Source organism: Flavobacterium inviolabile (assembly GCF_013389455.1).
GTDB lineage: Bacteria > Bacteroidota > Bacteroidia > Flavobacteriales > Flavobacteriaceae > Flavobacterium > Flavobacterium inviolabile.
In genome coordinates this window covers 3,168,027-3,193,807 of record NZ_CP058278.1, presented here as the reverse complement: position 1 = coordinate 3,193,807, position 25,781 = coordinate 3,168,027, and the positions used below count along the sequence as shown (strand labels likewise).

Here is a 25,781-nt window from a genome sequence, read left to right as displayed (position 1 = left end):
TTGTTTGTATAGGTTTCTGCTTTTCAATATTGTTAAAAAGTGAAAGGGATAAAGACAACAAATTGGTCATTACAATTTCATGATTTTTTGCCTTACTGTGGAATTGTCGTACAGGATCTCTATCGTATACATTCCTTTTGCTAAAGGATTTAAAGATAATACAGCTGTGTTTCCGGAATAGTTACGGATTAATTTTCCGGACAGGTCATAGATGTTGATTTTGTTTACAGGCTGATTATTGTCAGGAATATTTATGATGTCCGATGTTGGATTGGGATACACTAAAACGTTCATTGGCTGATGATCCTTTATACTGAGTGACGTACACGGGATTATCACGGGGATATTGGTGTTTGTTGCGGTTCCGTTACCCAATTCCCCTTCGGCATTAATGCCAAAACCGAATAAGGTACCATCATTTTTTAAAGCAAAACTGTAATGCCATCCGGCACTGATTGCCGACCAATTATTTTGAATGCCAACCGTTACGGGTATTGAGGAATTTTGATTATTGCCGTTTCCTAATTCCCCGTAATAATTATTGCCCCAGGTCCATAATGTACCGTCGCTTCGGAAGGCGATTGTTTGTGTGCCGCCGCATTCGATGCCCTGCCAGTTATTTGCCGAGCCTATCTGAGCCGGAATATTGGTGTCGTTTGTTGTTCCGTTTCCTAACTGACCGGAAATATTATATCCCCATGTCCATAAAGTACCATCCTGTTTTATTGCTAAGGAGTGTGCATTGCCGGCTGCAATAGTCTTCCAGTTATTGGCATTGCCTATTTGTGTCGGAATATATTTGTGAATCACTGTTCCGTCGCCTAATCCACCTTTGGTATTAGCGCCCCATGCCCATAAAGTACCGTCTTTTTTAATGCCTAAATTATACCAGTGCCCGGCAGCTATCTCTTTCCAGTTATTATCAGTGCCAATTTGTACGGGAGCAGTGCGGGAAGTGGTCGTTCCGTCTCCTAATTGCCCGTAAAAATTGCTGCCCCACGACCATAGGGTACCGTCTTTTTTTAAGGCAATGGCATGGCTGTTTCCAGCTGCTATTTTTTCCCAGTCGTTATGAGTGCCTATCTGGTGCGGTGTTGGGACATTATCTTCGGAAGTATTGGTTCCCAATTGCCCAAAATAATTATTACCCCAGGACCATAAGGTATGGTCTTGGCGGATCGCAAGGGAGAATTGTTCGCCGGCCGCTACAGCTTTCCATTGGTTCTGACTGTTTACGAGGGTGAACAGACTGTAGTATACCTGATAATTGCCGACACCGATCTGTCCGTTTGCATTAAATCCCGATGCCCAAAGACTTCCGTCCTGCCGAATAGCTAAAGTATGATTCCCGCCTGCCGAAACAGATTGCCAGCATTGGGCAAATAGGGAGGAGGTTAATAATAAGAAGGATAAGAAAAAAAGGGATGAAATTTTTTGCATAAGTAAAGAGGATAGGAACGAAGTAAGGATTGCTCTTACATTTTACAAAAGTAATATTTTAGTGGTTATTTTAGATAAGCTGGGGTGCGATATAAATAAAAAACACCCCGGTTTCCCGGGGCGCCTTTCACCACTTTTTTTAAAACGATTATTCCTGAACCATTTTTTGATGGAACGGACAGCCTTTTGCGGCATTTTTGTCTTTTTTGACTTCCACCGGAGTTGAAACCGGGCGGCGGCGGTGCTGATCCTGGATAATCGGGAATACCGAAGTAAAGAAGTTTGTCCAGCCTCCGGTACGCACACGAAGTAAATCGTATTGTTCCGGTGAATCTACTGCTTCACTAAACGTATCCGGATTGGCTACCGTAACCGTTAGTATATTTGAGGATTGCCCCTGAGCAAACTGCTGCATTACCTGCACCAGTTTTTCTACAGGGAAGTCTTCGTCAATGTTGAAATCTGTCGGCGCACCGTCTGTCATCATTTCGGCTCCTTTTCCGTCAAATCCGGCCAGGGCTTCTTCAAATCCGGCAAACTGGTGTTCGATTGGTAAATCGGCAGGACTTGGTGCTGCACTCAAATCGGAAGCAACGGTAGTTCCCAAACGACGGCCATCGGCACTGGCACCATTCCAGGCACCCATTTCCACATGGTTTTCAAAGGTTCCCACACCCGGCTGTATCTGGATTCCGAATGGAAACTCTTCCGAACCAAAGCGGGAAGCCATATTTTTAAGCGTATCGCGTAACTGCGTCCAAGGCTGGGTGAAGGTTTCTACCGAGATTCGGGCAATGCCTTCCAGGATAGTGTTTCCGAAAGCATCGATCTCTTCGTGGCCTCTTCCGTAACGCGGTAAGGATAAGGCTATTTCACGCAAACGTTTGAAACGGTCCGAACGGCTGGCAATACGGGATTCACCTGCCAGGTTACTGATAAACGGTTCGGTCATTTTATAACCCCAGTCACAGCACAGGCATTCCAGTAATTCCGGTAAGGTTGTTACCGCATTTTTATCGTCAAATACCATCGATTTAATGGCATAAAGCGAGTTGATGGTACTGCTCAGGGAAATATAGCACGGTCCGTAAATATTGTATTTGGTTCCGCCGCTGTAAAAATCCTGTCCTTTAGCCAGACAGTCATCCATCAATACATTCAGTATCGGGGAAGGGCAGAATTTGGTGTTGGCACCATAACCCATTAACTGACCGTTAAAGGCTTTTCGGTTTAAAAGGTTGAAATGTTCAAAATAAATTTTTACCAGTTCGTCAAAGCTTTTGATCTGATCGGCCGGTTTTGAGGTTAAAGAAACCACCTGTCCGAATAAATAGGACTGACCGGCAGAAGAGTAGGTTCTGCCCTGGTTTAAGGCACATTCTAACGGTTGTAAGGTAGAGAATCCGCCCAGAGAGAACCAGTTTTCACCCGGGAACTGCGGTTCGTAGCAACCGTCGCAGGCATAATTTTGTGCCGATTGCAAGCTCACTCTGGAATCCCAGTTTTTGTTTTCATCACCTAAGGATCCGCCTACGTTGTCACCGCTGCGGTATAAACCGTCAATAATTTTTTCGTCGTTTAACAATATCGGATGCGCACCTCCGGAAAGCAGGGCATGCGCCGCTTCTTCCAGGATTTCACGCGGAATATCTTTACGCGTTCTCAGGGACAGACATGGCGCATTGAGCGGCAAACGTCCGGAAGAACGGATAAACAGTTTGGTCATGTAATTATAAGCCGGTTTGGAATCGTCAAAAGGAGTTCCGTCGGCAACAGTTCCACCCACGGTGATCTGCTGGATCCATTGTCCTAAAGAAGCACCTTGCGGATAAGGACCGGAACTTCCGCCCATGGCAAGGTTACCAAACGGCTGATGATCTTCCATAAAGATACGGTTCTGCTGTACTTTTTCGTCCAGTTTGATATAGAATGCATCGATTATTTCCTGTGCTTCTGTTTCCGAAACATCGTCTTTTTCATAGAAAGGCTGTAACAGCTGATCCATTCTTCCGATCGCTGTAGGTTCACCGTTTAAGTGCAGACAGCTGTGCAGGGTGAAGATAAACTGAACGGCTTCTACCAGAGTATCCGGTTTTTCTGTTGCCAGTTTTGTCATACGATAGGCAATAGATTCCAGGTTTTGTCTTTCCCATTCCTGGCCAGCTGTCATTTTTGCTGCTGTTTTACGAGCCAGATCGGCATAGTTTAAGCAGTATTCGGAAATACCTTTTAAAGACAGGTAAGCAGAATGGTACAGTTCTTTTTTCTCGGTATTGTCGGTTTGTTTTTCATAGGCAAGGATTTCTTCCTGCATGGTCAGTAAACCTTTCTGTAAGGCTTTTTCATAATGTGGAATCACGTGTCCCACACCGGAAGCTTCACTCAGGTTGCTCAGGAAACCGTCCAGACGTTCTGCATCCGAAAGATACTTCATCACATAGCGGCCTTCACCCAAAGATAAATTCGGCATGGCGCCCACAATGATCTCTTCGGGAGAAATACGGTAAGTATCGGAACCGTAAACGATTTCGCCTTCTTTTTCACGGAAAGAGGAATACGGAATCAGGGTACCGTCGCTCAAACGGATTCTACGTCCTCTAAAGCCATAGTTGGCAGAGCTGAATAATTGCAGGCTCAAACGAATCGCCCAGCCTTTCCGAATCATGATGGATTCGCTCATAATGTCGGCAGGTTTGTCGGTTCCGTTATACTGGTCGATATAATGGCGGATGTCTTCTTTGATTTCTTCCTGTTTGCGGTTAAAGTACCAGTTATCCTGCCAAAGGGAGAAAATGTTCTCTAACAGGCTTAAAATACGGTTGGAAGGAACATTGAAATATTTGTTGTCGCGGTTGATTTCGGTCGACATTGTAAACAGGTAATTCTGATGGCTGTAATACATCAGCCCGTTTTTGGACGCATTGCGATAATGGCGGTCCAGACGGGTCCAGTCTACACCCGGAAAACGGGTCCAGTCGCCTTTTTCCATATAGGAAAAGTTGTTTTTGTAATCTTTCATCATGTCCAGATCCAGGTCATCCACACTCGGGATATAGAAGAAACCGCCCAAATCGGATTTTAAGTGATTGAACAAACGGTCGTTCATAAAACCGCTGTCCGGACCAATCTGATTGAACATGATGTTTTCCAGTATGCCTACTTCTCTGGAGAAACCGGCAAAGTAGATTCCTTCTTCATCCGAAACGGTAACCGATTTCGGCGTACGGAATCCGCTTCCGGTTTGTTTGGCTCTGCCAAAAGGCAGTCCTAACCGCAGTACCGGGGTTGTATTTCCGTTTTCGTCCTGGATTCGCGCCGATTTAATATGGGAACGGGAATCGCGGTCCGGAATGATCGTATCGTCTGTTTTACGGCCGATCAAGTCTTCGATCTGGTCTTCCGTCATCATGTTGATCTGATTCCAGTTGATCAGAAAGCGTTGTGCCAGAACAAAGGAACCTCCAAAGTGTTCCATGTCGTCACAGCCTATTAATGTATGTTTTGCAATGGTAATAGGATCGGAAGGGTTGTTGAGGTTTTCCGAAAAACGACAGCCTAACACTTTCCCGCGATGTCCGTCTTCTTCGTTGGATTTTGAAGCAGCAGCCTGTGCATAGTAATCGGAAGTGTCTTTCTCCAAAGCTTCTATCAGCATTTGTAATACAATGTCGCAAGCCTCTTCCTTGTCACTTTTAATGTGAAACCAGATATCGCCGTGAGAATCGTCGAAAACATCGTTGGATGTTTTAAAAACGCTCGAATTATAGGGATTGCCACTTTCCGGATAGTTGAATTTCATTCCCTTAGGTAATGTCATCCCTTCATGTTCGCAGATTTCCGCCCAGTTTTTAAACGAAACCCCTAATACAACTGTAGTGTTCTTATCCTTTAACGCTTCATGCGTGTTGATTGTTGCACGGACAGAAGCCATTAAAATGGACAACTGTAATTTGCTCACCGGCTTATTAAGCCAGAAAGTTGCGAAAATTGCAAACGGAGACGGATACACCAGACCTCGTTGGCAATGTTTCCAAACTTCGTCAAATCTTTCTTCGTAGTTTAGTGTTTTCATGTTGTTTTGTTTGTTGGTTAATGCCTTTATAGTTGTTATTTTAGAAAGCAACGGCGATCCTTTAAGAACATAACGATGCAGTCTTAATAACAGAGAATCTGTCTTCAAAATAAGATATAGAGGATTATAGTGGGAAATCGCTGACTTCAAAAGTATTGAAAAGGACGGTCAGGGCTATACGTACAAACACCTGTTTTTTTGGAGGGATGAGGTGAGAGGTGAAGGGGCAAGGAGCAAAAGGCAAGGAGCAAAAGGCAAGGGGCAAAAGGCAAGGGGCAATTGGCAAGGAGGAAGAAGCAAAGAGCAATTGGCAAAAGCAAGAAGAAAGAGGCAAGGGATAAAGGGGAAGAGGCAATTGGTAAAAGGCAAGGAGCAATGTGCAAGAGGCAAAATGTGCTTTCTATTTATTGAGGATGTTGTAGTATTTGACAATATCATATATCGAATATCAACCTTCATAGATCAAAAATCAACCTTCAAATATCATATTTCATACCTCGTATATCAAAATCGTATATCGTAAATCTCCCCTCTAAAGTTCTCTAAGGCGTTCGTTGAGTTCGCGTCGGAAAGTGATGCCCAAAGGGATTTTCTCGTCCTGAATAACGATGTGTTCTTTTTCGTGCAGGTCGATTTTGTTGATGGCAATGATATAGGATTTGTGAACTCTCATAAAGTTGTCCGATGGGAGCTCCTGTACCAGCTGGTTGGTTGTGATTGCAGTTACAAATGTCCGCTGTTTGGTGAATATCTTTACATAGTTTCCGTAACTCTGGACGTATAGGATATCTTCCAGGCGGATGTCTATGTTTTTTCCGTTCACTTTAACCGATAGTGAAGTAGGGGTAACCGTTTCTTTTTCGGGCATTTGTAAAGAAAGGTAGCGCTCTATGGATTTTAAAAAGCGCGGGAAATAAATCGGTTTTAAAAGATAATCAATCACACCGTAGTCATAGCTTTCCAGTGCAAATTCCGAATAGGCTGTGGTGAGGATCGTTTTGGGCGGCTGTTGCAGGGTTTGCAGCAATTCCAGTCCGCTGATCTCGGGCATGTCGATATCGAGGAACATCAGATCAACCGGATGCAGGCGCAGGTATTGCAGGGCTTCCACGCCGTTATAGCATTGGGCAACCAATTCCAGCTGCGGATTCTGATTGATGTAGTTCGTCAGTACATAATGTGCTGCCGGTTCATCGTCAACGATAATACATTTTTTAGGGGCTGTCATATCAAATCCATTTCCAAAATTACACGATATTGTTTTTCTTCCTGTTTGATCTGTAAATGATGTTTTTTAGGGTAGAGGATCCGCAAACGTTCGGTGGTATTGCTCAGACCTATTTTGGTGGAAATTATTTTTCGTTTTTTATCCGGTATCGAATTTAAGGTTTCCAGACGGAGTTTTCCTTCGGTTACCGATAATTTTATTTTTACAAAACAGTTTTCAATCGCACAGGTGCCGTGTTTGAAGGTGTTTTCAATAAACGGAATCAGCAGCATGGGTGCAATCATATAGTTGGTATCGGCATCGGTTTTATAGTCGAATTCGATCTCACAGCGATAGCCTACACGTTCTTTTTCCAGTTCGATATAGCTGGTGATAAAGTCAACCTCATCCTCCAGCGATACATATTCTTTCTGGGTGTTTTCCACCTGGTAACGCATTAACTGGGAAACACGCATGATCATGTCGGATGTGCGTTCCGGATATTGCAGACTGATGCCGTAAAGCGTATTGAAGGTGTTGAACAGAAAATGCGGGTTTAACTGTCCTTTCAACGCGTTTAACTGTATCTGGTTGTAGAGTAATTCTTTGTTGGTTTTTCTCTTTTGTTCCCGGTAATGTTCGATAAGCTGGAAGCCGCCCAAAATACAGATCAGCGTTCCGGCAAGGGTGCCTAACTGGAAGTGATAGGTTTTTTGTAAAGACGTTTTATAGAGGAAACAGTTTTTATAAAGTATCTCATTTGATGCTTCATGTAAAATAACGGAAAATATTAATATTAAGACGATTGTCGAAAAAATATAGGTGAGTGGCTGGTGTTTTTTAAGCAGGATGGGTAGCAGGAAAAAACGGTTTACCTGGGCATGGCTGTACAAAATCATAAAGTACAGTATGCCGGTCCAAAAGCCTCTCCAGCTCAGGATAAGGATCCAATCGTTTAGGGTGAAAAGAATAAATGAAAATACCAATATGGCAAATTCCTGCAACCATTTGTTCTCTAAAATCTTCTTCATGCTCATTCCGGATATATAGCTGGCAAAATAAGGATAAAAATATGAATAAATAGGGAGATTAAATGACCAATGCAATTGGTCATTTTTTGTGCGGAATTAGTCATTTTTTAAGACTTCATCTTCGGGATGTGTTGTAGTTTCGCATGATCAAAAATCTTACTACACTAATGATATCACGAAAAATGCCTTTATTATTCCTGTTATTGTGCTTTTCCGGCGGATTTTCCCAATCCCTCACGCTGAAAGAAGCTATCGATAAAGGAGTTGAAAATTATGGCACCATCAAAGCCAAGCAAAAGTATGCGCAGGCTTCGCAAGAGACCGTGAAACAGAGCCAGCGGGACTATTGGCCCAATCTGACTCTGGCGGCTCAACAGGATTACGGAACGGTAAACGGACAAAACGGTCCCTTATACGGTTTCGGAGGATTGGGAGTGGCTTCTTCCGGATTACCCTTGCCGGAACAAAACTGGAATGCTGCCTTCGGGGCTTTGTACCTGGTGAATATGAACTGGGACTTTTACAGTTTCGGGCGTATCAGGCAGCGGATCGCGGTGTCTAAAGCGGATGCCGACCGTTTTGAAAAAGACCTGGAGCAGGAGAAATTCCAGCATAAAATCAAAATCGCAGGCGCTTACCTGAACTTATTAGCAGGGCAGCGTCTTGAAATATCCCAACAGAAAAATCTGGACCGGGCGATCGTTTTTCAAAGACTCGCCGCCGCGCGCGTGAAGAACGGATTGCTTCCCGGAGTGGATTCTACTCTGGCTTCGGCTGAGGTTTCCCGGGCGCGGATTGCTTTAAATCAGATCAAAGATCAGATTAAAGATCAGAACAACAAACTGACTACGCTGATGGGTATAGATATTGTTGATATTAAAATCGATACTACACTGGTAATCAAATCACCCAATAAAATAATCGGAAGTGATACTTCAATCGATAATGCTAATCCGATACTGCAATATTACAAGAGCCGGATGGATTACGGACAGCAGCAGCTGAAGCTTTTCAGAAAGGAATATTACCCGACGTTCAGTTTGTTTGGGGTGTACCAGACGAGGGCTTCTGGATTCAATTCCGATTATGCTGTCGATCAGCATTCGTTTACCCATAACTATTGGGATGGTGTTGACCCTACCCGTCAAAACTACCTGTTTGGAGTGGGCGTAAGCTGGAATCTGACCAGTATTGCCCGTGCAGCCAAAAAAGTAAGCGCCCAGAAATTTGTTTCCGAAGCGTTACAGGAGGAATACATCGTTATGGAACAGCAATTTAAAGCACAGTCGGATGCGGCAAATGTAAAAATGCAGCTGGCTATGGAAAGCGACAAAGAAGCGCCAAGACAGGTAAAAGCAGCCGCTCAGGCTTATTTGCAGAAAATGACGCTGTATAAAAACGGGCTGACCAATCTGGTTGATGTAACCCAGACACTGTATACTTTAAACCGCGCAGAAACCGACCGTGATATTGTTCACGTGAACGTTTGGCAGTCCTTGTTACTGAAAGCAGCCGCTACAGGTGATCTGGATCTTTTTATTAACGAATTATAACCCAATAAGAAATGAATTTAATACGATTTGCACTTCGTAAACCGATTTCGATTATCGTTTTGGTATTGGGGCTTATCATCTTTGGTATTGGTGCCGTAAAAAGCATTAAAGTGGATATTTTACCCAAAATGAACCTGCCGGTAATTTACCTGGCACACCCTTTTGGAGGCTATACACCCAACCAGATGGAGTCCTATTTTGCCAAAAACTACGTGAATATAATGCTGTTTGCCAACGGCGTTAAGTCTATAGAAACAAAGAACATACAGGGACTTACCTTAATGAAAATTTCGTATTATGAAGATACGAATATGGCACAGGCAGCGGCAGAGCTGAGTGCTTTGTCCAATAGAATCCAGGCGGCTTTTCCACCCGGATCGCAGCCGCCGTTTATTATTCGTTTTGACGCGTCTTCACTTCCGGTAGGACAGCTGGTATTGAGCAGTGCGACGCGTTCCAACAATGAATTGCAGGATTTGGCGAATGTGTATGTAAGGGCTTCTTTTACGTCTATTCCGGGACTATTGTCACCGCCGCCATTTGGAGGAAGCCCGAGAACCGTAGAGGTGAATGTGGATCCCGATTTACTGCGTTCGCACAATTTAACTCCGGACCAGATCGTGGAAGCCATCCGTTTAAATAACCAGACGGCACCGTCAGGAAACGTGAGGGTAGGCGATAAAAATTATATTACGCCAACGAATAATACAATCAAGGAGATCAGGGATTTTGAAAAGATCCCGTTGTTTAAAGGCGGTGTTCAGAATTTATATTTAGGAGATGTTGCCACGGTTAAAGACGGTGCAGATATTACTGCCGGTTATGCTTTGGTAAACGGAAAACGTTCGGTATATGTGAGTATTGCCAAAGCCGGTGATGCCTCTACCTGGGATGTGGTGCAAAAGCTGAAAGCCGAATTGCCGCGTATTCAGAGTACGCTTCCGGAAGATGTGAAACTATCCTACGAATTTGACCAGTCGGTTTATGTGATCAATTCTGTAAAAAGCTTGATTACCGAAGGGCTTATCGGAGCGATATTAACCGGATTGATGGTGCTTTTGTTCTTAGGTGACAGAAGAGCGGCTTTGATTGTGATCCTGACCATTCCGATTTCGATTATTTCCGGGGTATTGTTCCTGAAATTATTCGGACAGACGATCAACCTGATGTCGTTGAGCGGATTAGCGCTGGCTATTGGTATCCTGGTTGATGAAAGTACGGTAACGATTGAAAATATCCACCAGCATCTCGATATGGGGAAACCCAAGGCGCTCGCCATCTGGGATGCCTGTAAGGAAATAGCCTTGCCGAAATTATTGATTTTGCTGTGTATCCTTGCCGTATTTGCACCGGCGTTTACCATGACCGGAATACCGGGATCGTTATTCCTGCCATTGGCCTTATCCATTGGTTTTTCAATGATTGTTTCGTTTTTGCTGTCGCAGACCTTTGTGCCGATTATGGCAAACTGGTTAATGAAAGATCATGCAAAAGTGCCGCATCAGGAAACAATATCCGATGATGAAGCTGTATTTATGGCTTCGGGACTGACTCCGGAATCGGAAAAAGACACGATGGATCAGAAGAAAATACTGGTTAGCCGTAAAGATTTTAATAATGATGGAAAAATCAGTCCGTTTGAGAAGTTCCGTAACCGATTTATGAGGCTAATCAACCGCCTGTTCCATTTTAAAAAGCCAATTACGATTGCTTACCTTGTTGGGGTAACCGCTTTAGCGATATTGCTGCTAAACATTATCGGGCAGGATGTATTTCCGAAAGTAAATTCCAGTCAGTTCCAGATGCGTTTAAAAGCACCGGACGGAACCCGTTTGGAGCGCACGGAGGAAAAGGCTAAAATAGCTTTAGCCGAACTGGAAAAGATTGTCGGAAAAGAGCATGTATCGATTTCCTCGGTTTATGTAGGGCAGCACCCTTCGCTGTTTTCCGTATCGCCCATATACCTGTTTATGGCAGGGCCGCACGAAGCGGTGTTCCAGGTAGCCTTAAAAGACTACCACCGGGATATGGATGATTTTAAAGACGAATACCGCCAGCATCTTAAAAAGCTGTTGCCGGATGTAAAAGTGTCTTTTGAGCCTATCGAATTAACGGATAAAGTATTGAGTCAGGGATCGCCAACGCCGGTTGAGATTCGTATTGCCGGAAAAAACAAAAAGAAAAACGAGGAGTATGCGAACAAGATCATGGCGCAGCTGGGAGAGAAATCGTATTTCAGGGATATACAATTGGCACAGCCTATTAAATATCCGGCACTGGATATTAATATTGACAGGGTAAGAGCAGCACAATTGGGTGTGGATATGAGTGAAATATCCCGTTCCTTGATTGCGTCAACATCGTCTTCCCGATATACCGAAAAGAATACCTGGATAGACGAAAAGGCAGGTTTGTCCTATAATGTACAGGTTCAGGTGCCTTTGGATAAAATGACGGATGTTAAGGAAATAGGGGAAATTCCGTTGCTTAAAAATACGGCACGTCCGGTATTGAGCGATGTGGCGACCATTACACCATCTTTTACTTATGGTGAGAATGACAACTTAGGAGCGATGCCGTATATTTCGGTTACGGCAAATATTGATCATACCGATCTGGGTACTGCTTCAAAAGACGTACAGCAGGTAATTGGTTCGCTGGGCGAATTGCCAAGAGGTATGTTTATTGAGCAGATCGGATTGGGTAAAGTACTTAAAGAAACAATGGGCAGTCTGGAATCCGGATTACTGGTAGCGGTAATCGTGATCTTCCTGATGCTGTCAGCCAACTTCCAGTCGTTCCGTATTTCCTTAGTGATTTTAACTGCGGTTCCGGCGGTGGTATTGGGTTCCTTGCTGTTGCTTTTGGCAACCGGGTCCACGCTTAACCTGCAGTCCTATATGGGAATCATCATGTCGGTGGGAGTATCCATTGCCAATGCCGTATTGCTGGTCACCAATGCAGAACAATTGCGAAAGCACAATAATAATGCCCTGGCATCGGCAAGAGAAGCAGCTTCTTTGCGATTACGACCTATCATTATGACGAGTATCGCAATGATTGCCGGGATGCTGCCAATGGCAATCGGACACGGAGAAAGCGGTGAGCAGGTTTCGCCGTTGGGAAGAGCGGTAATCGGAGGATTATTATTCTCTACTTTTACGGTATTGGTTATTTTACCGGTTATTTTTGCCTGGGTTATGGGTAAAACAGGAACACAGTCGGTATCGTTAGATCCGGAAGACAAAGAAAGTAAACATTATATAGCGGCATTAGCACAAACAGATGAGAAATAATTTAGCAAAAGCAATCGTATTTTTAGGAACGACAGCACTGGTAGCAGGTTGTCAGACTTCGGCAAAGCAAAATGACGCGGTAGCAGAAAAACTACCGGTTATAGAGACCTTTGTCCCTAAAAAAGAAATATTAACTACAGAACTTCGTATGCCGGCAGAAATTACAGGATTTCAGCAGGTGGATATTTATGCGAAAGTGAGCTGTTATGTAAAAGAGTTAAAAGCCGACATTGGTTCGCAGGTTAAAAAAGGGCAGCTTTTAATGCTGCTGGAAGCACCCGAACTGAGTTCGCAGCTTGCGGCCGCCCAATCGCGTTTGCGTTCGCAGGAAGCGGTTTATACGGCCAGCAGAAGTACTTATAACCGTTTGTTTGAAACCAGCAAGGTGGAAGGAACGGTTTCCCGTAACGACCTGGAAGTGGCCGAAGCGCGAAAGAATTCCGATTTTGCCCAATATCAGGCCGCAAAAGCGGCTTATACGGAAATACAGACCTTATTGGGGTATTTGCAGATCAGAGCGCCGTTTGACGGAGTAGTGGCAACACGTAACGTAAACCACGGAGCTTACGTTGGTCCGGCAGGGAAAGGTTCGGAAGCGCCGTTGATGACGATTCAGCAGCAAAACAAACTGCGTCTTTCTGTATATGTTCCGGAGCAGTATTCCGGGTATTTAAAGAACGGTAGTGCGTTGCAGTTTTCGGTTAAATCGCTGCCGGGACAAACCTTTTCGGCAACGATTGCGCGTATGTCCGGTGCTCTGGACAGCAAGCTGCGCTCCGAAAGAGTGGAAATGGATGTGATCAATGCCGGCAACAAGCTGCTTCCGGGGATGGTTGCCGAAGTACAGCTGCCGTTAACGGCAAAAGACAGTACGTATGTAGTGCCTAAAACTGCTGTGGTAACTTCCAGTGAAGGTACTTTTGTGATTGTTGTAGCAGACCATAAAACCAGCCGTTTACCGGTTCAGAAAGGACGTGTCCTGGAAGATCGGGTAGAGGTATTCGGAGCGATTTCGGATAGTACGCAGCTGGTGAAACTGGCAACAGAAGAAATACCGGACGGAACTTCGGTTAAATAATAAAAAAGGGAACGTTAGCGTTCCCTTTTTTGTTGAATTCCTAATTCTTAATTACTTTCCGCGTATTTTTTAAAGTTATCGAGTATTGCCTGCCATCCACCTCGCTGCATGTCCAGAGGATTGGTGTTTTCGGCTTCAAACGTTTCGGTTATTTTGGTTGTATTTCCTGAACCGGAAAACGTAATGGTTACTTTACGGCCGTCGGCAATGGTGTATGCGATGTGTTCGTGCAGGTTAACAGCATCATAGCTGCCGTTGAAGTCAAAACCGAAGCTGCCGTCTTTTGCTTCCATCCGGGATGAAAAGCTGCCGCCGGCGCGTAAATCGTTTTCGGCATGGGTTGTATGCCAGCCTTCGGAAGCCGTATTCCAGTTTTTGATGTGTTCGGGGCTTGTCCAAAGTGTCCAGACCTGTGCTACAGGAGCATTGATCGTACTTTCAACTGTGATTGTCTGCATGGTGATGTGTGTTTAGGGGTTAACAGATGTTAAAAATAACAAATAAATGCTGTGGAATGAGCAGTGCTTTGCGTCTTTTTACAGCTGAAATACCGATGTGGTTTTCGGATACTTCAAACAATACACAGGAACCGGACAGCTATTATCCGGAAAGGCAATGGTAAAAAAAGGAACTATTAGATCATTGGCAGGTCTTCTACCGTGATATAGTTGTTCTGGATGGCATAGATAACCAATCCGGCGATGTTTTTTGCCCCGGTTTTTACAAAGAGATTGTTTTTGTGCCCTTCAACAGTTCTTGCGGTAATAAAAAGGGTGTCGCCAATTTCTTTGGCTGTTTTTTGCTGGCTTATTAGCTGCAGGACTTCAATTTCGCGTTTTGATAGTTCCGATCCGTTGTCAAAGATTGATTTTTGGGTGGATTTGGTTGCGATCTGTTCCCGGATGGCTTCCATCTGGTCTTCCATAAAAAAGACGCCTTTTTCATGAACAACCGGGATAATTTCGGTTAACAGTGTAGGGGAAACGCCTTTTGGTAAAAAAGCGGAAGCACCGGTTTTCAGCATGAAATTCATAAAGGATCGCTGGTAATGGGACGAAACGATAATGACTTTTATACTGGAAAAGTTGGTTTTAAGATGGCGGGTTACTTCCACACCGTCCATACCTTTCATCTTTAAATCCAGTAGCAGGACATCTGGCAGTACCGAAGCCGATTCGAGGAATGCTATCAGGTCGTCGCCGCTTTCTGCTGTAAAAATAACCTCAAAGCCTTTTTGAGTGCTCAGGTAGCTTTCCAGCAGTTTTACAATCAGTCCGTCGTCATCTGTTATGGCAATTCGAATCGTATCCATTTTATGTCTTATAGTTTTAGCAGCAATAAGGCTGTTGTTCCTTTTTGATGTGGTTTAATGTGGTGGTGTCCGTTCAGGTATACCATCCGCAGTTCAATATTTTGCAGGCCAAGCCCTTTTTTACCGGTTTTAGGGTCAAATCCTTTTCCGTCGTCACTAACCTGAAGCGCTAACCACTGGTCGGTTTGACGCAGGTGGATCGAAATGGTTGTGGCTCCGGCATGTTTGTAAATATTCGTAATCAGCTCCTGAAGGATACGTGTAAACTGAATTTTGATGTTGTTCGGCAAAGCAGCATCTGTTCGCACATCATGAAAGAAAACGACCTGGATATTTTTCTTCCACGGGTTAATGATTCCATCAATAAGCTCGTACAAAGATATAAATTCCAGCATAGGTGGACTCAAATCGTGGGAAATTCTTCGCGCTTCGGCTATACTTTCTCCTAAAAGATGGTCCACTTCGTCATAATTGTATGCTAATTGGTTCTTGAGTTTCAGGGAAGTTAGTTTTCCGATCAGGGAATCGTGTAAATCTGCGGCAATCCGCGTGCGTTCCTGTTCCTGAACCAATATGCCGGTTTCCAGCAATTTTTTCTGATGTTCGAGTTTGAGGCGTGATTCTTCCAGCTGGGCTTCTGCCATCTGTTTGAAATTGAGGTATGCAAGTCGTATAAATGAAAAAACCAGTATAAAAACTACCGAAATAGCAATTATTATCCAGAGCATAATGGTTTTCGGCTCAATCCATTTTTCCATATTTCCCAGTTTAAAAAGGCGTAAAATAAAAGTGTGATTACCAAATTGGCACACCAAAAGTAAAACTTAAGTTCGGAACTTACATTAATCAGGAAGTTAATTGGCAGAAAAAATAAAAGATGGAGTGAAAAAAAGATCAAAATCACCGCATTCATCCGTAAAACATCTTTTGGCGTTTCTTTATTCCTGCCGACTTTCTGGAAAAAATAGGTAATGGCCAGGAGTATGATCACAAAGGCGTCCATTACTTTGGAGTAGGACTGAAACTGCTGCGGGGAAATGGTTTGCAATGAGAAAAGCTCCCAAATGATAAAACCGATTGCGACAGCGATTAAGGCAAAAAGAGTTCTGCTTTTCTTTTCAAAAAAGCAGAACTGATATAGTATCGAAAAAACGATAAGTTCCAGTAAACTGAATACGATTATGAATATCAGGTTGTTACCAAAAAGCTGCCCGTAAATACGGCTTACCAGATCGGTACATAGCGCGGTGGCAAAATACAGCATTATTAATTTGTGTGAGGTATCCAACGATTTGTAACGGAATAATCCAATTCCGATTCCGGACAGTAATAAAGCCGGAGACAAATAGGTTAAATAATCCAATACCTGATAAAAAGTCATAGTTTAAGCAGTAACTGTAGCAAGTTGTAATAAATAGAATTCTCCTTCAAGCGGTGCGAACGGCGGAACCGGTCTTACCGTATCGTAATAAACGGTTTTCTGATCTGCCTGGTCAACAATAACAAGGTCGGCAGTGAAACCGGATGCCTTTTCAGGGCTTGTTCTCAAAGCAAAATTCGCATTGTAAGGTATTTTCGTGGCATCAACAAGATAATCGGTTGGCATTGCAAAAGCCTGGAAAATTCCTTCAGGAGCATCAATCTGCGTTTTGATCCATTTGTTTAGGTTTTCATCCCAGTTTTCAATTCGCTGCTTAGCTTCTTTTTCCGGAAGTTCCTGACCGTTTCCTAATCCGTTTTCTACAGGGAAAGCATTGATGTACTCTGTAATCGGCACAGCAGATTTTTGTTCCGTATCAAATTCCGACGGGATTAAGAAGAAGAAAAGTTTGTCATTCATGATACCCGGATAAGCATGCAGGTATTTTGAAGCACCTTTGTTAACACATTCGAAAGGGAAAAATTTTCCTTGATTTAAATAGAAAGTTACTAATTCACGATCTTTACGTACTCTGTTCCATTCTGCGATACTATCAAGAACTGTTTGTAGTGGTAATGGCATAATTTTGGATGTTTTTAGTTAATAAATAAACTGTTTGAGTCGTTCAAAATTAGATTTTTGATGCATAAAAAGCAAATTATATCCACTTATTAGTAACAATACTTTAATAGGATTATTTTTATTTTGAGAATATGGTTGATAATCCTGCTATTAGCACAGAATAAGAGAAGTTTTACAACAAGTGGAAACGCAGCAACAGGGGCGAAATAAGGGGTGCTGAGGCTGTTTTTTGACCGCTAAAACAGGGAACGGATCGTTTGCTGTTTTTTTATTTGGACGATTGCTGCTAATTTGCAGCCAAAACAGGCACTCTAATTTATCAAAAGCTGTTAAAAAAAGGAATCCATGATACTTTATTCTTTTCCATCCATATCCGATGTTAATGCGAAAATCCTGATCTTAGGAACCATGCCCGGCGTACAGTCGTTACAGGCCGGGGAATATTACGGAAACAACCGGAATCATTTCTGGAAAATACTTTTTACGCTTTTTGAGGAGCCTTTCTCTACCGATTATACCACTAAAAAGGAATTGCTGCTGCAACATAAAATAGCGCTTTGGGATGTTTTGCAGGCCTGTAAAAGGGAAGGCAGTCTGGACAGTGCGATAGAAGAAGAGGTTCCTAACGATTTTACCGGTTTTTTAGCCGCTCATCCTGCAATAGAACATATTTTCTTTAACGGACAGAAAGCGGCAGCCTATTTTAAAAAATATGTCAAAACAGCAAAAGCATACCAATTGCATACATTACCCTCAACCAGTCCTGCCAATGCCGGTAAAAATTTTGAAGCAAAACTGGAAGAGTGGAAGGTGGTGAGGGTTGGAAGTTAAGATGCAAGTTTGTTTTTTAACGAATAGTCTTAAGCGGTTGAACTGATTTTGACACAAAAAGCTATATTTCCAACCAACATAAGGATATGTTTTTTATGATACAGTAACACTTTTCTTTAATTGCCTTTTTCTGATTACCAGAGCAATTACCCAAACAGACAATAATGTTACCAGTATCACTGTTTTTGTTGTATTCATCTCCTGGAAAAAGTTATTAAGCGAGTGGATAGCGGCTACCGCTAATAAGGAATGGGTATTGTCTGCTACTTTTCCGATTCCCCAGGTTCCAAGAAGTAATATCCCGAAAAACAGCAGGTTTGCGCTTGTAAAATCAAAGTTTAAATGCCAGATAAACCACAATGCAGCAACAATTACGATATTCAGAAATGCCGGTAAGGCTTTCAGTTCCTGCTGTAAAAAGCCACGCCATCCGATTTCTTCCAAAAGGCCGTAAATTAAAATTGCGGTAACGGCTGTAAATGAAATTGTTCCTTTTGTACAATATTCAACACCTAAGATTAAAGCAATTGGAAGTCCCCAATACAGCAGGAAAGGAAAAAGTGTTTTTTTATAATTCCCTTTTAGGGTAAGTGTGGGTTTTATCTTAAAAACAGAAAATGCGACAACAGCGCCAACAGCCGGACCAATACCCTGTAAAATTACTTTTAGAAAATCACCGGACACACCGTTTAACAAGTCGGTTTTGTTTGTGAGATAGCGCAGTAGTATTGCAATGGCGTAAAAGGTAAGGATAGCGAAATAGTTGATTTTGGTTTTCATTTTTATCGGTTTGAATTATACTCCAAAAGTATAAAGATGGTTTCGCTAAAAAATTGACGATGGGTAAGAAATGATATTGTCAGATAATTTTTTTCCGGATCCTGCTCAGGCTTTCGGCTGTAATGCCAAGATAGGAGCAGAGTATCTTTAAAGATGTTCTCTGGAAAATTTCAGGACGCTCTTTTATTAATTTCAAATACCGTTCTGTAGGGGAAAGGGTCAGTAGATTTATCTGTTCGGATTGTTTCCGGATAAACATCGCATCGGAAATTGCCTTGCCGATAAAAAGGCCTGTCTGGGATTTGGAATATAATTCGTTCAGATCATGATGGCTAATTGACCAAATGACTGCGTCTTCCAAAGCCTGGGTTTTAATAACCGTTGCCGATTGCGTTAAAAACGACAGATAGTCGCTAAAGATTTGATTCTCATAATACAGGTTAATACAAACATCTTTTTCGTTAGCCAAAACAAAGTGAGCCGCCGAACCAGAAATTAAGGTGTTGATGTATTTTTCGGTTTTATCGTAATCTTTTATGATTTCATTCTTTTCAAAAGTGCGTATGTGTAGGAACTTTGTAAATGCGGTCCATAAATTGATATCGGCTTTATAAAACGGATCAAATATTTCTTTTATTCTTTCGGGTGTTGGTTGTTCCATACAATAGCAGCTAATATAGAGCGGTGTGTTATACGACAAATATAATGATTTAAAATGCGGGTTTAATGATAGTAACGTTTAGCCTGATAATTAAAGAAGCTACAGCATCACACTGTAGCTTTTTTAAATAGTACTTCTTTGCATCTGTTAATTAAGTATCAAGTCTTATTTCTGCTTCATTGACAACTACCGTATTCGAGCTAAAAGCTACTGTATAAAGCCATTTTCGGATGTATTTATGGTACTTTACAAAGGTTATGGTCCCTTTTCCGTAAACGGCATGAATGACCTTGTCGTTTTCCTTATATTTTGCCGGTTCGATAGCGAGCAGCGTTTTTGCGGCAAGCAGATTCTGAAATTCATTTTCTTCCATCTGATAATGACCGTTCAGGTTTTTTAATTTGATGTTGACGATAGTCGGTAGTTCTTTATCCGTTTCGTCAAAAAGATTGCTGATCTTTAGCAGGTTTCCCTTTTTAACCATCAGGTTGTCTTCTTTTAAATCCAGGTTTTTGTTCAGGATATAAATACTGTCTTTTTTCATGATTGCAGGTTTTAAGTTATTCGTTGAGTTTTGCTTTTAAGGTTGTCCAGAATTCGGTTACCCGTCCTAAAGCGGCTTTTTTATCGTCACTGTCTTTTCTGCCGGTCACATTTTCAAGCTGAATTTTAGCCAGCAGCAAGGCTTTACTGTCTGCTATGAGCTGTTGCTTCTGAGCCAGTTTTGCCCTGTCGGAATGAATGTTTTGAATGATTGTATCTTCAGTACTGGTGGCGGTAGTCGTTGTTGTTGTGGCTTCAGAACCGGATTGTCCGAGCGGTAATCCGTAAGTGCTGGCAATAAAATGCATGGTTTGTGTCAGTCCGTTAAAGGTCGCATTTGTGGCATCGGCAGCATCCATCCGGACCCCTTTTATCGTAAAATTGTTATTGTAATCGCCGCTTTTTAATTCCCGTTCAGTAGGATTGGAGCGCAATATCACGGCAACATCCGAATTGCCCAAAAGATTAAATGAAACCGTTTTATTGAATACACCTTTCCACAGATCATGGTCTTTACTTTTGCCCTGAGTAATAAACGAAGTCATTTCGTCGCCCAATAGCGGGAAACGGGTACGCTCTGTGCCGTTTAAAGGTTCTTTTGCCTGACTGATCTGTTGCAGGCTTTCATTGATAACCGGGATTTTTTCGTCAGCGACAGCCTTTTTGGACTCTTTTAAAAACTGTTCGAATTCCGTAACAACCAGATAAGCTTGTTTAATCAGTTTTTTGGCTTCCGGATTGTTATGGTTCAGATAGGCAATATTGGCTTGATCCTGCAGGTTCGCTATTGTATTGATGGTAGTATCAATATAATCTTTAATATCTTTTTGAACTTCCGGGCTGACTTCAGCAGCACGCATATCCTTTTTCAGGGTCGTTAAGGCTGTGATCAATGCGGCATTACTGTTTTCACTATGTTTGGCTGTAAAGTTTTGCAAAGCCACAATGGCGTTTAGAATTTTCCGGTCACCGGAACTGTTCTTTTCCTGTTGCAGCTCTTTGTGTTTGGCTAAAACAGCATCCCTGTTTGCTGCTTCCACAGTTACTTTTAGCCTGCTCATACAGCCTGTTAGCAGCATACAGCCTAAAAGGAGAATTAGAATAGGTTTCATCTTTTATTTTTTTAAGGTTTCTGTAAGTTCACGTATGGCTTTGTTGATATCGGCATCCGATTTTGTATCGATTTTATCCAGGTACATATCCGTTGTGGCTATCAGTTTTTTTATTGCCCGATCTGTACTGGCGATATCGGTTTTAACGGTGTGCGCTTCAAGGATCTTTTCTTTTTTTACAACCTGGCTTATTGAGTTTAAAATGGTCTGGCTTTTGGTGACATTGCCCAGCTGATCGGTAATTGCCTTGGCATTTGTCGACAGGATCAGTATGAGTTCATTTCCGTCTTCATTGGTCACTAACGGAGTAAAGAGCTTACCGTTTTCCGGCTGTGGAATTTCATTAAAATACATGTTAACGGCATTCTGGTTAAAATAACCCGATACATAACGGGAACTGGACAGAAACGAAAAACCCCTGACTTTGACTCGATAGTAATTGGAAACAGTTTCTTCTTCATCTGAAAGAAAGTAGTCATTGTCTTTTGGTTTGAGCTTAGTGCCCACCTCATCTTTAAAATAGTGCTCTTCAGATATCGTGGAGCAGGAGCATAATGTGGCTGCTAACAGCACAAGATGCAGATAATACGTTTTCATAATTTAATTTTTAGTGTTTGGTTGTAGTGTTGCAAGCATATTGCCGGAATTATTTTTTGTATCCGCTTTATAGTGTGTGAATTGTATGGAATGGGCATTCCAGTACACGAATGCTTTTTTATCGTCACTTCCGTTGATACGGAAAACAATGGGTTTAAAAGGGATTGTAACCGCATCTATCCCATATTTGCCTTTGGTTTTTCCCATTAAAAGCAACTCCTGTTCCGGGGCAAGTTTTATCATGTCTAAAAAGTTTGCCACGGCAGCACCGGCAGCAATAGCTCCTATCAGACTGCTTATCGGACATTGAACGGCAAAGCGCGGATCGGATAACAGGCTGTGTAAAGGACTTGGATTGATCGAAGCGGTATAGTCTATTTTTTCCGGTTTTATGGTCAGCAATACGTTTTCCTGGTCTCTTGAAGTGCCAATTGCTATAGCATTGGTAGCCTGTGGAATATTGAGGGAAACATTACTGCTCGTGTTTTTGCCATAGTTGCTGTAGCAGAAAAAAACATATCCTAAATCGGTTGGATTCAGTTCGAGTTGCGATTGCAGTTTTGCATTGACATCGCCGGAATACTGTAAGGTCAGTTCGGACAGGTCCTCATTAAACCGGAAGGAATTAAAATTTACTGTCGCTGCTCCGCTGCCGGAAACGCTGCCTTTAAATTTACCCAGCGACATAAAATCCATCGCTTCACGCTGTACATTGCAGGCAGCTACTTTTGCTTCATTTTCAAGCTGATGGGCAATCCGGGCAGTTTCCCTGGCGGCCTGCCAGGCAATCCTTTCGGCTTCTACACGTAGTCGGCAGGCTCTTCGGGTAGCGGCACAAACCGGATCTTCAACGCGGACGCCAAGTACTCTGCGCATACAGTTCCAATTACAACTGGCACCATTAAAATCCGGATATTTAAAATTGGTTCGCACCTTTTGGCAGTCAATATCCCCGCGTTTAACTTCCAGTTTTTCATTAAAAGCCATTTCGGGCAGTGTAAACTGTTGTTTCAGAGCGATAGGAGCGGAAAGTGCCTCGTTAAAAATACCGGCTATTTCCGCTTTACTGATCTGCACGCTGATAGCGCTGTTTTCAGGAACAGGTTCAAAAACGTGCTGCCACTTTTTAGTAAAAGCGGTGTTGTAAACCGCAAACAATTTAGAAACCTGTGAAGCAGTTGCAGCAGCCGTTTGTGTTTTGGGTAACGTTACCGGAGCGGACTTTTTTGCCGTTAATTCGGCTAATACCGAAATCCCTTCAGTAGTAATCAGAACAGCATTTCCTTTGATGGCGCGGGAAATCGTTTTTGGTTCGGCAATAACTTCGGTATTAGGATCTTTAAACAGTTCTTTGGGATCTAAAGAATAGCCTTTTTCCCAATTGGTCTGGAATACAACCGGATTTTTAAACAGCATCCCGTTAATATTGTCAATATAATGCTTTAATATCGGGCTTATCAGTTTGGCTAAAGCGCGTTTGTGCAATCCGGTTTTTTGCGTAAACGTAATGTTCTTGATTTTCAGGGATTGTAAAGCACTCCTCAGATAAACCGTGTCACCGCGGGTAGCGACAGCGGTTAAACCGGCCAGTGTTCCTTTGATTTCTGCATGATATTCCGGAATATCGATTAAAAAATCAGCATTTGTTAAAATGCCCTGCTTGTCTAAAAGTATTTCTGGCGTAACACTTTTAATGACAATGTTTTGATCTGAAGCATTTTCTGCCGCTTTTTTCAGCGCATCAGGAAGGTATTCCTGAACCATTCCTTTGTGGATATAAACACCTATATGCGGATTCAGCGTATCCATACTGCGAAGATTATCGGTAATGGAAGCATATTGCTGATCTGTTGCCGATATGGGCGGGAACTGCTTGTTTACCAGTGTTCGTACAGATTCACAACTTATAAAAAGCAATGAAGCGGTCCCTAATAAAAATAGTTTGTAACGATTTTTCATGATATGAATGTTTAGCAGGTTAATGATTGAAGTAGTTTGGTCATTTCAAAGCTAGGGCAGCTATATACCGGAAACAATGGGGGAAACCCTATAAAGAAGCTGTTTTTTGCCTAATTGGTTATAAATGAGGCGGATTGATAAATTATTAAGAAAAAAGTGATATTTTAGTAGTGTCTTATAAATATAGGGTATTATCCCGGGCTGATTAGGGGTTTACCTATTGATTGGAGATAAAGAATAGTTAACCTTTGATGCAAACCAAGTAACCTCTAAATCTACATAGCCATGAAAAAAACGACACTATTATTAGTCCTGCTTATTGCTTTTTACAGCTGTACCGAAAAAAAGACAACTGATCGCAGCGTAGCAACTACTGAAGCGACGGCTTCCAAGCGAACAACATTTCAAGATTCTGTTCCGCAAATCATCAGAGATTTACAGTTTTTAGCCTGTAAGGCGAATGATTATTCCGTTATTGAAAAGTACCACAAGATCGATATGGGACTGTTTGAAAGCATGCTGGTCAATTACTGGGGAGATGTTAATGCTGCAAAATACAAGGCTGTATCGTGGGAAGAAATTAAAAAAAAGCTGGACAGCGTTAGCTGTAATGAAAAGTATCTGTCATTCAAATATAATAACAGCGGAATGAGTAATGCCGATGATATTGAACCGGTCCTGGTGAGCACCTTCAGTGATAAGACAACCTGTTTTTCGGTACCGCTTTTTAGAAGCATCATGCAAAATCACGATGTTATGGCATCGAAACATACTATTGAGTTTACCAAAGGAAAAATGGATCCTGGTGCCGATGTGAATATTATTTTCAGAATAAAAGGCAGTGGCTTTACCGGATATTACGATATCTCCCTTGATCCGACCTTTATAGGTTTAAAAGAAAATGAGTAATATACTGGCAACCATAAACAGTATCAAGCTGCTTGTACTGGCAACATTTATTTATGCCTATTTTAACCTTAAATTGAAAAAGCATAATATACTGTTGTTTCTGATCATCACGGTGAGCTTTTGTACAGAAGTGCTGACCTCCATATTGCTGTATGGAGGTATCAGTTTTTCTTTTTTAACAACGCTGAGTATCATTATCCACCATGCCTTATGGCTGTATCTGATAACGGTGATCTGCAGCAATACTGCAAAAGGATATGTACCGCTTTTCTTTTTCCTGGTTTTTGCTTTTGTAAACCTGTTTTTTATTGAAGGCGTGCAGACCTTCAATGCCCGGACATTTATCTGTGGTGCCTTACTGTATGTGCTGCTTTTTTTATACTGGAGCTATTACCATTTACGGAAAGAGAATTTCCCGTTTTTTACGTCCAATAACTACTTGCTGTTAGCCAGCCCGATCTTGTTTTTTCTGGGGTTCAGTTTTATTTTCGGATTTAAGAACAAAATGCTGAATACAACGATAATTTTCGGTGATATAAAGCTCTATTCCCTGATTAGTTATTTCGTAAACATCACTTATTATTCATTGGTAAATATTTATATTTATCGTAACAAGAAAGAACAATATGCTGAATGATATCGCTTTTGGCATCATCATAGGACTCCTTTTTATCAGTTTGCTGCTATTGTTCTGCATCCTGATAATCAAGCTGTATATCAATAAAATAAAGAACTATACCCGGCTCATTTATCAGAAAGATATCGACTACCAGAAAACGCTTAATGCAGCCATAATTGAAACCCAGGAACAGGTGTTAAACAATATTTCAGCAGATTTGCATGACGATGCCGGACAACAGCTTACGTACATCAACTTTCAGCTTGAAAATCTTAAACTGGATGCTCCCGGACTACAGGAAACATTAGCGCCGTTATCGCAGTCGGTCGGGAGCCTGTCCCAATCCATACGGAGTATAAGCCATTCGCTGAACAATCAGCTGCTTTTACAGCAGGATCTGCTAAAAGCGATTGCGATAGAAGCAGAGCGCTTAAACAAAAATCCTAAAATTGACATCAACCTCAGCATATCGGAACAAAAAACAAAAGTATTTACCGTCAATGAAAAAATCGTGATCTACAGGATTTTTCAGGAAACGATAAACAACACGCTAAAACACGCAAAAGCCACACAGATAACGATTGCAATCAAAACCAGTCCGTTATTTACACTGGAAATAGCCGATAACGGAAAAGGATTTGATATCGCAAAAACGAAGGACAGTAAAACCACCTTAGGTTTGCAAAATATGGAACATCGGGCAGACATGATCGGTTACGGTTTTGAGATCCGGTCCGGTATAGGAACGGGAACCACTATTATCATCACGGAAAAATAAT

Annotated in this window: 23 protein-coding genes; 8 read left to right on the top strand and 15 right to left on the bottom strand. The window is 42.2% G+C overall.

Annotated elements, in window-relative coordinates:
* Positions 1-69: 69 nt before the first annotated feature.
* The 4 genes from HW120_RS14350 to HW120_RS14335 form a co-directional block, all read right to left on the bottom strand.
* Positions 70-1,440 carry a T9SS type A sorting domain-containing protein gene (locus tag HW120_RS14350; RefSeq protein ID WP_177734765.1) on the bottom strand — a complete coding sequence of 457 codons (1,371 nt, stop codon included), beginning with the start codon at positions 1,438-1,440 and terminating at the stop codon, positions 70-72.
* A 148-nt stretch (positions 1,441-1,588) separates the two neighbouring features.
* The gene (locus HW120_RS14345; protein WP_177734764.1) at positions 1,589-5,512 is read right to left on the bottom strand and encodes a Dyp-type peroxidase; all 3,924 of its coding nucleotides are present in this window, start codon (positions 5,510-5,512) and stop codon (positions 1,589-1,591) included.
* Positions 5,513-6,044: 532 nt separating this feature from the next.
* Positions 6,045-6,740 (bottom strand): LytR/AlgR family response regulator transcription factor, encoded by a 696-nt coding sequence (locus HW120_RS14340; RefSeq protein WP_177734763.1) that lies wholly within the window; start codon positions 6,738-6,740, stop codon positions 6,045-6,047.
* Entirely contained in the window at positions 6,737-7,750 is a 1,014-nt protein-coding gene (locus HW120_RS14335) for a sensor histidine kinase (RefSeq protein WP_317168390.1), read from the bottom strand. The genes HW120_RS14340 and HW120_RS14335 overlap by 4 nt, the downstream gene beginning before the upstream one ends.
* Positions 7,751-7,917: 167 nt before the next feature.
* On the opposite strand from HW120_RS14335, the gene HW120_RS14330 reads away from it, so the two are divergent.
* Genes HW120_RS14330 through HW120_RS14320 form a run of 3 tightly spaced genes read left to right on the top strand, consistent with a single transcriptional unit; the run spans position 7,918 to position 13,677 of the window.
* Positions 7,918-9,303, top strand: coding sequence for a TolC family protein (locus HW120_RS14330; protein ID WP_177734761.1), 1,386 nt, complete (start codon positions 7,918-7,920; stop codon positions 9,301-9,303).
* A gap of 11 nt (positions 9,304-9,314) precedes the next feature.
* On the top strand, positions 9,315-12,599 hold the full coding sequence (locus HW120_RS14325; RefSeq protein WP_177734760.1) for an efflux RND transporter permease subunit: 3,285 nt from the start codon (positions 9,315-9,317) through the stop codon (positions 12,597-12,599).
* Entirely contained in the window at positions 12,589-13,677 is a 1,089-nt protein-coding gene (locus HW120_RS14320; RefSeq protein WP_177734759.1) for an efflux RND transporter periplasmic adaptor subunit, read from the top strand. The genes HW120_RS14325 and HW120_RS14320 overlap by 11 nt, the downstream gene beginning before the upstream one ends.
* A 47-nt stretch (positions 13,678-13,724) precedes the next feature.
* Here HW120_RS14320 and HW120_RS14315 read toward each other — a convergent pair whose 3' ends face one another.
* A complete protein-coding gene (locus tag HW120_RS14315; protein WP_177734758.1) occupies positions 13,725-14,135 on the bottom strand; it encodes an SRPBCC family protein in 411 nt (136 codons plus the stop codon).
* Positions 14,136-14,161: 26 nt separating this feature from the next.
* Here HW120_RS14315 and HW120_RS14310 point away from each other — a divergent pair, with 26 nt between their 5' ends.
* Complete coding sequence (locus HW120_RS14310) at positions 14,162-14,299, top strand: hypothetical protein (protein WP_177734757.1); 138 nt, start codon at positions 14,162-14,164, stop codon at positions 14,297-14,299.
* 12 nt (positions 14,300-14,311) lie between these two features.
* Here the strand turns inward: HW120_RS14310 and HW120_RS14305 are convergent, their stop codons facing one another.
* The 4 genes from HW120_RS14305 to HW120_RS14290 are packed head-to-tail and all read right to left on the bottom strand — an operon-like array spanning position 14,312 to position 16,991.
* Positions 14,312-14,989 (bottom strand): response regulator transcription factor, encoded by a 678-nt coding sequence (locus HW120_RS14305; protein ID WP_177734756.1) that lies wholly within the window; start codon positions 14,987-14,989, stop codon positions 14,312-14,314.
* A gap of 8 nt (positions 14,990-14,997) precedes the next feature.
* Positions 14,998-15,747, bottom strand: coding sequence for a sensor histidine kinase (locus HW120_RS14300; protein WP_177734755.1), 750 nt, complete (start codon positions 15,745-15,747; stop codon positions 14,998-15,000).
* On the bottom strand, positions 15,705-16,370 hold the full coding sequence (locus HW120_RS14295; RefSeq protein WP_177734754.1) for a hypothetical protein: 666 nt from the start codon (positions 16,368-16,370) through the stop codon (positions 15,705-15,707). Before HW120_RS14295 ends, HW120_RS14300 begins: the two co-directional genes overlap by 43 nt.
* Before the next feature lie 3 nt (positions 16,371-16,373).
* Complete coding sequence (locus HW120_RS14290) at positions 16,374-16,991, bottom strand: hypothetical protein (RefSeq protein ID WP_177734753.1); 618 nt, start codon at positions 16,989-16,991, stop codon at positions 16,374-16,376.
* A gap of 345 nt (positions 16,992-17,336) precedes the next feature.
* Here HW120_RS14290 and HW120_RS14285 point away from each other — a divergent pair, with 345 nt between their 5' ends.
* Complete coding sequence (locus HW120_RS14285) at positions 17,337-17,822, top strand: DNA-deoxyinosine glycosylase (RefSeq protein WP_177734752.1); 486 nt, start codon at positions 17,337-17,339, stop codon at positions 17,820-17,822.
* Positions 17,823-17,915: 93 nt separating this feature from the next.
* Here HW120_RS14285 and HW120_RS14280 read toward each other — a convergent pair whose 3' ends face one another.
* From HW120_RS14280 to HW120_RS14255, 6 genes are all read right to left on the bottom strand, one after another.
* Positions 17,916-18,602 (bottom strand): CPBP family intramembrane glutamic endopeptidase, encoded by a 687-nt coding sequence (locus tag HW120_RS14280; protein WP_177734751.1) that lies wholly within the window; start codon positions 18,600-18,602, stop codon positions 17,916-17,918.
* Between the two features lie 79 nt (positions 18,603-18,681).
* Positions 18,682-19,263: a Crp/Fnr family transcriptional regulator gene (locus HW120_RS14275; protein WP_177734750.1), complete on the bottom strand. Its 582-nt coding sequence runs from the start codon at positions 19,261-19,263 to the stop codon at positions 18,682-18,684.
* Positions 19,264-19,414: 151 nt separating this feature from the next.
* Positions 19,415-19,807: a hypothetical protein gene (locus HW120_RS14270; protein WP_177734749.1), complete on the bottom strand. Its 393-nt coding sequence runs from the start codon at positions 19,805-19,807 to the stop codon at positions 19,415-19,417.
* A 16-nt stretch (positions 19,808-19,823) separates the two neighbouring features.
* Positions 19,824-20,918: a hypothetical protein gene (locus HW120_RS14265; protein ID WP_177734748.1), complete on the bottom strand. Its 1,095-nt coding sequence runs from the start codon at positions 20,916-20,918 to the stop codon at positions 19,824-19,826.
* 3 nt (positions 20,919-20,921) lie between these two features.
* Positions 20,922-21,515, bottom strand: coding sequence for a hypothetical protein (locus tag HW120_RS14260; protein ID WP_177734747.1), 594 nt, complete (start codon positions 21,513-21,515; stop codon positions 20,922-20,924).
* A gap of 3 nt (positions 21,516-21,518) precedes the next feature.
* Entirely contained in the window at positions 21,519-23,474 is a 1,956-nt protein-coding gene (locus HW120_RS14255; RefSeq protein ID WP_177734746.1) for a hypothetical protein, read from the bottom strand.
* Positions 23,475-23,759: 285 nt separating this feature from the next.
* Between HW120_RS14255 and HW120_RS14250 the strand changes: the two genes are divergently transcribed.
* Genes HW120_RS14250 through HW120_RS14240 form a run of 3 tightly spaced genes read left to right on the top strand, consistent with a single transcriptional unit; the run spans position 23,760 to position 25,780 of the window.
* Complete coding sequence (locus HW120_RS14250) at positions 23,760-24,383, top strand: hypothetical protein (protein WP_177734745.1); 624 nt, start codon at positions 23,760-23,762, stop codon at positions 24,381-24,383.
* Entirely contained in the window at positions 24,376-25,020 is a 645-nt protein-coding gene (locus HW120_RS14245) for a hypothetical protein (RefSeq protein WP_177734744.1), read from the top strand. The genes HW120_RS14250 and HW120_RS14245 overlap by 8 nt, the downstream gene beginning before the upstream one ends.
* Complete coding sequence (locus HW120_RS14240) at positions 25,010-25,780, top strand: sensor histidine kinase (RefSeq protein WP_177734743.1); 771 nt, start codon at positions 25,010-25,012, stop codon at positions 25,778-25,780. The genes HW120_RS14245 and HW120_RS14240 overlap by 11 nt, the downstream gene beginning before the upstream one ends.
* Position 25,781: the final 1 nt, after the last annotated feature.

What these genes read in the sequence shown, in the direction of transcription:
- HW120_RS14350 (WP_177734765.1), bottom strand. Translation starts at nt 1,440, where the DNA reads ATGCAAAAAATTTCATCCCTTTTTTTCTTATCCTTCTTATTATTAACC.
- HW120_RS14345 (WP_177734764.1), bottom strand. Translation starts at nt 5,512, where the DNA reads ATGAAAACACTAAACTACGAAGAAAGATTTGACGAAGTTTGGAAACAT.
- HW120_RS14340 (WP_177734763.1), bottom strand. Translation starts at nt 6,740, where the DNA reads ATGACAGCCCCTAAAAAATGTATTATCGTTGACGATGAACCGGCAGCA.
- HW120_RS14335 (WP_317168390.1), bottom strand. Translation starts at nt 7,750, where the DNA reads ATGAAGAAGATTTTAGAGAACAAATGGTTGCAGGAATTTGCCATATTG.
- HW120_RS14330 (WP_177734761.1), top strand. Translation starts at nt 7,918, where the DNA reads ATGATATCACGAAAAATGCCTTTATTATTCCTGTTATTGTGCTTTTCC.
- HW120_RS14325 (WP_177734760.1), top strand. Translation starts at nt 9,315, where the DNA reads ATGAATTTAATACGATTTGCACTTCGTAAACCGATTTCGATTATCGTT.
- HW120_RS14320 (WP_177734759.1), top strand. Translation starts at nt 12,589, where the DNA reads ATGAGAAATAATTTAGCAAAAGCAATCGTATTTTTAGGAACGACAGCA.
- HW120_RS14315 (WP_177734758.1), bottom strand. Translation starts at nt 14,135, where the DNA reads ATGCAGACAATCACAGTTGAAAGTACGATCAATGCTCCTGTAGCACAG.
- HW120_RS14310 (WP_177734757.1), top strand. Translation starts at nt 14,162, where the DNA reads ATGTTAAAAATAACAAATAAATGCTGTGGAATGAGCAGTGCTTTGCGT.
- HW120_RS14305 (WP_177734756.1), bottom strand. Translation starts at nt 14,989, where the DNA reads ATGGATACGATTCGAATTGCCATAACAGATGACGACGGACTGATTGTA.
- HW120_RS14300 (WP_177734755.1), bottom strand. Translation starts at nt 15,747, where the DNA reads ATGGAAAAATGGATTGAGCCGAAAACCATTATGCTCTGGATAATAATT.
- HW120_RS14295 (WP_177734754.1), bottom strand. Translation starts at nt 16,370, where the DNA reads ATGACTTTTTATCAGGTATTGGATTATTTAACCTATTTGTCTCCGGCT.
- HW120_RS14290 (WP_177734753.1), bottom strand. Translation starts at nt 16,991, where the DNA reads ATGCCATTACCACTACAAACAGTTCTTGATAGTATCGCAGAATGGAAC.
- HW120_RS14285 (WP_177734752.1), top strand. Translation starts at nt 17,337, where the DNA reads ATGATACTTTATTCTTTTCCATCCATATCCGATGTTAATGCGAAAATC.
- HW120_RS14280 (WP_177734751.1), bottom strand. Translation starts at nt 18,602, where the DNA reads ATGAAAACCAAAATCAACTATTTCGCTATCCTTACCTTTTACGCCATT.
- HW120_RS14275 (WP_177734750.1), bottom strand. Translation starts at nt 19,263, where the DNA reads ATGGAACAACCAACACCCGAAAGAATAAAAGAAATATTTGATCCGTTT.
- HW120_RS14270 (WP_177734749.1), bottom strand. Translation starts at nt 19,807, where the DNA reads ATGAAAAAAGACAGTATTTATATCCTGAACAAAAACCTGGATTTAAAA.
- HW120_RS14265 (WP_177734748.1), bottom strand. Translation starts at nt 20,918, where the DNA reads ATGAAACCTATTCTAATTCTCCTTTTAGGCTGTATGCTGCTAACAGGC.
- HW120_RS14260 (WP_177734747.1), bottom strand. Translation starts at nt 21,515, where the DNA reads ATGAAAACGTATTATCTGCATCTTGTGCTGTTAGCAGCCACATTATGC.
- HW120_RS14255 (WP_177734746.1), bottom strand. Translation starts at nt 23,474, where the DNA reads ATGAAAAATCGTTACAAACTATTTTTATTAGGGACCGCTTCATTGCTT.
- HW120_RS14250 (WP_177734745.1), top strand. Translation starts at nt 23,760, where the DNA reads ATGAAAAAAACGACACTATTATTAGTCCTGCTTATTGCTTTTTACAGC.
- HW120_RS14245 (WP_177734744.1), top strand. Translation starts at nt 24,376, where the DNA reads ATGAGTAATATACTGGCAACCATAAACAGTATCAAGCTGCTTGTACTG.
- HW120_RS14240 (WP_177734743.1), top strand. Translation starts at nt 25,010, where the DNA reads ATGCTGAATGATATCGCTTTTGGCATCATCATAGGACTCCTTTTTATC.